Genomic DNA, 7025 nt, shown 5'->3' on the forward strand with positions numbered 1-7025 from the left:
ACCTGTTGACGGCGTGTCGCGGATCGTCGTCCACCGGTTGTCCACAGGCAGGAGACGATGCCCCCGCCCCCAGGTTGTCCGTGCCGCCGCAGCCGCCCTACGGTGTGTCGGTGCTCTTGGGAGGGCGGCACGACTCGACGGACTCGGGTCCTGTCGGCGCCTGTCGGTGGATGGGTGTCTACTGAAGTTGCACCGATGTAGTTCCGTCAGTCAGGGGAAGGTGGGTCCGTGTCGCTCGACGAGCTGAGCACCAGCGCGTTCGCGTCGTCGACACGTGAGGCGGGCCCGCCCGACGACCGGCTCCCGCCGCAGGACGTCGGCGCCGAGCAGTCCGTCCTCGGCGGCATGCTCCTGTCCAAGGACGCCATCGCCGACTGTGTCGAGCAGCTCAAGGGCACCGACTTCTACCGGCCCGCGCACGAGCTCATCTACGACGCGATCCTCGACCTCTACGGGCGCGGTGAGCCCGCCGACGCCATCACCGTCTCGGACGAGCTGACCAAGCGCGGCGACCTCACCCGCGTCGGCGGCCAGGCCTACCTGCACCAGCTCATCGCGTCGGTGCCCACCGCCGCCAACGCCGGCTACTACGCCCAGATCGTCGCCGAACGCGCTGTCCTCCGTCGCCTCGTCGAGGCCGGCACCCGCATCGTCCAGCTGGGGTACGCCCAGGGCGGCGGTGACGTCGAGGACATCGTCAACGCGGCCCAGGCCGAGGTCTACGCCGTCGCCGACAAGCGCGGCGGCGAGGACTACCACGCCATCGGCGACATCATCGAGGCAACGGTCGACGAGATCGAGGTGGCCTCCGGCCGTTCCGGCGAGATGACCGGTGTCCCAACGGGGTTCACCGATCTCGATGCCCTGACCAACGGTCTGCACCCCGGTCAGATGATCGTCATCGCCGCTCGACCGGCCATGGGCAAGAGCACGATCGGGCTCGACATCGTCCGGTCGGCGGCGATCAAGCACAAGATGGCCGCCGTCGTCTTCAGCCTCGAGATGAGCCGCACCGAGATCACCATGCGCATGCTCTCGGCCGAGGCCGGCATCCAGCTCCAGCACATGCGCAAGGGCACGATGCGTGAGGAGGACTGGACGCGGCTGGCCTCGACCATGGGCCGGGTCTCCGACGCGCCCCTGTTCATCGACGACTCGCCCAACATGTCGCTCATGGAGATCCGGGCCAAGTGCCGACGGCTCAAGCAGCGGCACAACCTCAAGCTCGTCGTCATCGACTACCTGCAGCTCATGTCTAGCGGCAAGCGCGTCGAGTCCCGTCAGCAAGAGGTCTCGGAGTTCTCACGTGCTCTCAAGCTGCTCGCCAAGGAGCTCGAGGTGCCCGTCATCGCCATCTCGCAGCTGAACCGTGGCCCCGAGCAGCGCACCGACAAGAAGCCCGCGATGAGCGACCTGCGCGAGTCGGGCTCGATCGAGCAGGACGCCGACATGGTCATCCTCCTGCACCGTGAGGCCGCCTACGAGCGCGACAGCCCCCGCGAGGGCGAGGCCGACCTCATCGTGGCCAAGCACCGAAACGGTCCGACGGACACCATCGTCGTCGCCTTCCAGGGCCACTTCAGCCGGTTCCAGAACATGGCGACGAACTTCTAGGCCCGTCCGGTGCCCGGGGATGCCGCCGGCTCAGGGGTGGGCGGCGGCCCGGATGCGTCGACGCACCTCGTGCAGCGCGGCGGCTGCTGACGGGTCCGTGCGCTGGGGGTCGGTCAGCCAGTCCATGAGCGAGTGGTCGTCGGCGGTGACGCCGGCGAGGTCGTCGGCGGCCGCCGCGGCCACGAGAGCCCCGGCGCGCGGCACCGGCAGGGCCTCGCCGAGCGCCGACACGGCCCACTCGTCGGCCTGCACGAGCAGGCCGTCGTCGACGTGACGGCGACGGCCCGTTGCCAGGGCGTCCCGAGCCGCGGGCAGGGCGCCGACCGCGTCGTCGCCGACGGCGGCCCGCACCTCGAGGACCAGCTCGTGCAGGTGGGTCTCCAGCAACCACGAGGGCATGCCGCGTCCGGCGAGCACGCCCGAGAGCCACCGCACCTGACGCGTCGCCCGGTCCTCGCCGAGGGGCGCCAGTGAGATGAGCCACGCCGAGTCGCTGCTCGCGAAACGCGACCCCCTCTCGCCGTACCGCACGCGGTAGTAGGGCATCTGCTCGAAGGAACGCTGTGCGGCGCGGACGGCGGCACGCAGCAGCGTCGCGTCGGTCGTCATCCGGTACGTACCGGCGTCGGGGTTGATGACGCCGGCGTCGACCGACTGGCCGGAGGCGCGCCGGGCCAGTCCGGCGATCACGTGGCGCTCGGCCTCCGCGACGAGGGTCGCGACCGCGGCGGCGTCCGAGCCCGGGACGGTCCGGCCCTCGAGGGCAGCCCGCAGCGTCTGCGCGTCGGTCGAGCCGGTGGCGACGACGAGCCGCTCGACGCCGACGACCGCGGCCACGAGCGCGGGGTCCTCCAGCGCGCCGGTGGCGGTGCGCCCGGTCTGGGCGACCAGGAGCTGTCGTGCCTCGCGAGCGCGCCCGGGGTCGGTCATGCCGGGCATTCTCGCGCGCCGGGCGCTCGCCTCACGAGTCACCTTCGCGAGTGGCCTCACGAGTCACCTGGCGGGCGGGCGCACGCGGTGAGGAGGCGTGACACCTGGGCCTTCTCCGCGGCAGTCACCCAGAGGTGGTACCGGGTCTTCACCGCCACCTGGCGCGCCACGTACGTGCAGCGGAAGGCGCGGTTCGGTGGGAGCCACGAGGCTGCGTCCGAGTCCCGCTTGGCACTGTTGGTGGGGCCGTCGACGGCCAGGAGGTTGAGGGGGTCGTTGGCCAGGGCGGTGCGCTGAGCCGCGGACAGCCGCCGGGCGCCCTTGACCCACGCGTCGCCCAGCGCCACGACGTGGTCGATCTGGACCTGCGACGACGTCGACGCGCCCCGGTGGAACAGGATGACGCGTCCGGTGTAGGGGTCGGCGAGACGCCCCGACAGCACGACGCAGTCGTGCGTTCCCGGCTTCACGCGCGCGGAGGTGAGGTCGCGGCGCAGCACGTCGTTGCGCGTGTCGCAGCCGTTGTGTCCACCCGCCACGTCGACGTCGTCGGTCCACGCGGGCCCGAACTGCTCGCGGGCATAACCGGTCTTCGGCGCGCGGCCCTTGACGGGCAGCCGGTCGAGCAGGGCCAGGGCGGCGCGGGCCTGCGCCGGTGTCGTGGCCGGAGTGCTCGTGACCTGGGTGCTCGCGGGCGCGGGCGTCGTCGGGAGTGTCCCGTGAGCGTCGACGCGGGTCGACGCGTGTGGCCGCCCACCGGGCGACCACGGGCTCGAGTTCGGGAGCCCGCAACCCCCGAGGAGCACGGAGGCGGTGGCGGCTGAGACGAGCAGGCGGGAGCGGCGGGGCACGATGGGACAGCCTGCCACACAGGCGATTACAGGTCGCGGCGCCGCGCCGTCCTGCTGGCCCTCCGGCGTCGCGTGGGCGGGGACGTCGCTGCTCAGCGTTGCTCCGCCTGGCGAGCCGGTCCCGGGACGAGGCGGGGTGCGGGGCGCCGTCGGCGTTGCTCCGCCCGGTGAACCGGCGGTGGGCTGAGGTCGGATTGGCGTGCGCAGTCGGCGTTGCTCCGCCTGGTGAACCGGCGGTGGGGTGAGGTCGGGTTGGCGTGCGCAGTCGGCGTTGCTCCGCCTGGCGAACCAGTCCTCGGGCGGGCCGGGGTGCGCGGGCAGTCGGCGTTGCTCCGCCTGGCGAACCGGTCGGGGACGGGGTGGGGCCGTCGGGCCGGTCCATGGGCTGCGCCTGGGCGGCGGGGCCCGGACCCGCGGGCCGTGCCGGGGCGGCGTCGTTTGGCTCGCCACGCGGAGCAATGCTGAGCGGGCGAGGTGAGGTCCCCGTGGCTCGTCGGCGCGCCGCATGCGCCCTGCCACCCCTCCCGTGGCCTGGACGTCGTTCGTCGGGAACCGGTCCGACGGGGACGCCAGGAGGGCTACCCGGCCTGCTGGCCTCCGTTGACCGGGTGCCCGGCCTCGAGCAGCCGGCGACCGAGCACGCACACTGCCTCCCGGAGCTCCGGACCCTCCGCGACGTGGAAGGACGCCGGAAGCCGCGTCAGCTGCTCGGCGTACCAGACGGGGTTGCTCGTCGAGCCGACGAGCCGGGTGCGATCCTCACCCTCCGGCTCGAGCCGGCCGAGCCCGCGGGGCAGGGCCGCGCGCACCGTGTCCAGCGGGGCGTCGACGACGACGTCGGTCAGGTACTCCCACCCGACCGACAGGTGCTCCTCGAGCATCGCGACCGGTTCGAGATCGACCGGCGGGGTGAACTGGTCGGAGAGCACCACGACCCGAAGGACCCGGTCGACGCGGAACGTGCGCACCTCGCCACCGGGGCGGCGTCGACACAGCACGTACCAACGCCCGTGGCGCACGACGACGGCCCAGGGCTCGACCTCCATGTCCCACTCGGACCCGGCCTCGGACCGGTACGACAGGCGGACGACGAGCCGGTCGGCGCAGGCCCCGACGAGGGTGCTCGTCGTGCCCGGGTCCGGGCGCACCGCTGCGTGGTCCGGTGCGGGTGCCGTCGTGCGCCGTACCGCCTCGGCCTGCCGGGCCACCGGCTCGGGCAGCGCCCGCACGATCTTGCCGAGCGCGCTGCCGACAGGGTCCGTCGGGTCGCCGGCCTCGTGGTGGCCGTCGAGGACGGCCATGACGAGGCCGAGCGCCTCGGGTGCGCTGAACACGAGCGGCGGCAGGCGCAGCCCGCGCCCGACCCGGTAGCCGCCGTACGGTCCGCGTTCGGACTCGATGGGGATGCCGGCCTCACGCAGGATGCCGACGTAGCGCCGGGCCGCCCGCTCGGACACGTCGAGCTTCTCCGCGAGCCGGTCCGCAGAGATGCCGGGACTGCCCTGGATGAGCTCCAGGGTGAGCAGCGCCCGCGAGGTGGGGCTCGTCTCGTCGCGCACGTCGACCTCCGGTCCCGGACGCATCACGTCCGGAAACGAGCCTAGCGGCGGCGTCCGACGGGCCGGTGGTGTCCCGGAGCCGGAGGGCCGGCCGCGTTAGCCTGCACTGATGACCCGGACCGTCCGTGGACTCGACCGACCCGGCGACGACGACCTGCTCCAGGCCCTCCTCGAGACCGACCCCGGCTACGCCGAGCGCGTCACCGGCTACCCGCCCGGACCGAGCGACGGCTACTCGACCCTGACGATCGTTCCGCCCGACTTCGACCCCGCCGACAAACACGTCCTCGGCCTGTTCGACGGGGAACGGCTCGTCGCGGCCGCCGACGTGCTGCACGGCTACCCGGCACCCGGCACGGCGTTCGTCGGACTCCTGCTCGTCGACGCCAGCACCCGGGGTCGTGGCCTCGGCCGCGCCATGCACGACGAGGTCGTGCGCCTCGCCCGCGAGTGGGGCGACGTCGGCACGCTGCGGCTGGCCGTCGTCGACACGAACGCGGACGTCGCCGCCCCGTTCTGGCACAGCCTCGGGTACCGCCCGACCGGGGAGACGCGGCCCTGGGTCTACGACAAGCTCGAGTCGACGTCCCGGCTCTGGGAGCGCCCGCTCGACGGTTGACCGCGAGACCGGTCGATGCCGCGTCCGCACTGTCCCCGGGGAGCGGACCGCGGCGTAGGGTCGAGGCACCGCCACCCCGTTCCTCGAAGGAGTCCGCATGCCCCGTGACCTCGCCCCCGACGTCCTCGAGCGGTTCGCCAAGGCCTTCGAGGCCGACGCCACCGCGCGGCTCCTGCAGAACGCGGTCACGAAGACGCAGGTCGACGACGTCGCACTCGACCGCCGGGTCGTGACGAGCATCGACCACTCGGTCTCGCACCTGCTCGACGACTGGACCGCCACGTCGCAGGAGAAGAGCGGCCGCTGCTGGCTCTTCGCCGGCACGAACCTCCTGCGCGCCGGCGCGGCCAAGAAGCTCGGCGTCAAGGACTTCGAGTTCTCGCAGAACCACCTGCTCTTCTTCGACAAGCTGGAGAAGGCCAACCACTGGCTCGAGTCGATCCTGGCCACCGCCGACCGCGACGTCGACGACCGCACCGTGGCCCACCTGCTCGCGACGCCGAGCGAGGACGGTGGGCAGTGGAACATGTTCGTCGCGCTCGTCCTCAAGCACGGGCTCGTGCCGAAGACCGCGATGCCGGAGACCGCGTCCTCCGGAAACACGCGCGCGATGAACCGTGACCTCGCCACGGTGCTGCGCCAGGCCGCTCGCGACCTGCGGGCCCGGGTCGCCGCCGGTGCCACGCCGGACGAGCTGGCCGAGGCCAAGGAGGACGTGCTCGCCACGGTGCACCGGCTGCTGTCCATCCACCTCGGCACTCCGCCCGAGTCGTTCCTGTGGCAGTGGAAGGACTCCGACAAGGGCTTCCACCGCGTGGGCACGATGACGCCCCTCGAGTTCGCGGAGGCGTACGTCACCGTGCCGCTCGCGGACTACGTCTGCATCGTCAACGACCCGCGTCCGGCCAACCCGTACGGCCGCACGTACACGGTCGAGCACCTGGGCAACGTCGTCGGCGCCCCACCGGTCACCTACCTCAACGTCGAGACAGACCTCATGAAGTCGCTCGCGTCCCGCGCCATCGTCGGCGGGGAACCCGTCTGGTTCGGCTGCGACACCGGTCAGATGTCCAACGCCGACCTCGGTCTCTGGGACGCCGGCCTCTACGACCGCGCCGCCGTCTACGGCACGACACCCGACCTCGACAAGGCCGACCGCCTGCTGCACCACGAGTCGCTCATGACGCACGCGATGCTCTTCACCGGCGTCGACCTCGTCGAGGACGTGCCGCGTCGGTGGCGCGTCGAGAACAGCTGGGGCACCGAGAAGGGCGACAAGGGGTTCATGACGATGAACGACAACTGGTTCGGCGAGCACGTCTTCGAGATCGCCGTGCGTCGCGACGCGCTCCCGGAGGAGCTGCGTGCGGCGCTCGACGCCGAGCCGGTCGTCCTGCCGGCGTGGGACCCCATGGGCGCTCTCGCGAGGTCCCACCGGTAACAACAGTCACG

The 7025-nt window shown here is 72.4% G+C and carries 6 protein-coding genes; 3 read left to right on the forward strand and 3 right to left on the reverse strand.

Annotated elements, in window-relative coordinates:
• Positions 1-228 precede the first annotated feature (228 nt).
• Positions 229-1614, forward strand: coding sequence for a replicative DNA helicase (gene dnaB / locus ACPYOM_RS08465; protein WP_481341717.1), 1386 nt, complete (start codon positions 229-231; stop codon positions 1612-1614).
• A 30-nt stretch (positions 1615-1644) separates the two neighbouring features.
• Here the strand turns inward: dnaB and ACPYOM_RS08470 are convergent, their stop codons facing one another.
• The 3 genes from ACPYOM_RS08470 to ACPYOM_RS08480 all read right to left on the reverse strand — a co-directional run bounded on the left by ACPYOM_RS08470 (position 1645) and on the right by ACPYOM_RS08480 (position 4978).
• A complete protein-coding gene (locus ACPYOM_RS08470; protein ID WP_481345612.1) occupies positions 1645-2544 on the reverse strand; it encodes a hypothetical protein in 900 nt (299 codons plus the stop codon).
• Positions 2545-2600: 56 nt separating this feature from the next.
• Positions 2601-3413 carry an HNH endonuclease family protein gene (locus ACPYOM_RS08475; RefSeq protein ID WP_481345613.1) on the reverse strand — a complete coding sequence of 271 codons (813 nt, stop codon included), beginning with the start codon at positions 3411-3413 and terminating at the stop codon, positions 2601-2603.
• 560 nt (positions 3414-3973) lie between these two features.
• Positions 3974-4978, reverse strand: coding sequence for a helix-turn-helix transcriptional regulator (locus ACPYOM_RS08480; RefSeq protein ID WP_481343919.1), 1005 nt, complete (start codon positions 4976-4978; stop codon positions 3974-3976).
• A gap of 85 nt (positions 4979-5063) precedes the next feature.
• Here ACPYOM_RS08480 and ACPYOM_RS08485 point away from each other — a divergent pair, with 85 nt between their 5' ends.
• Both ACPYOM_RS08485 and ACPYOM_RS08490 read left to right on the forward strand, forming a co-directional pair.
• A complete protein-coding gene (locus ACPYOM_RS08485; protein WP_481345614.1) occupies positions 5064-5573 on the forward strand; it encodes a GNAT family N-acetyltransferase in 510 nt (169 codons plus the stop codon).
• A 97-nt stretch (positions 5574-5670) separates the two neighbouring features.
• A complete protein-coding gene (locus tag ACPYOM_RS08490) occupies positions 5671-7014 on the forward strand; it encodes a C1 family peptidase (protein WP_481345615.1) in 1344 nt (447 codons plus the stop codon).
• Positions 7015-7025: the final 11 nt, after the last annotated feature.

The sequence above is a fragment of the Monashia sp. HAY1-2A genome, from assembly GCF_056755315.1.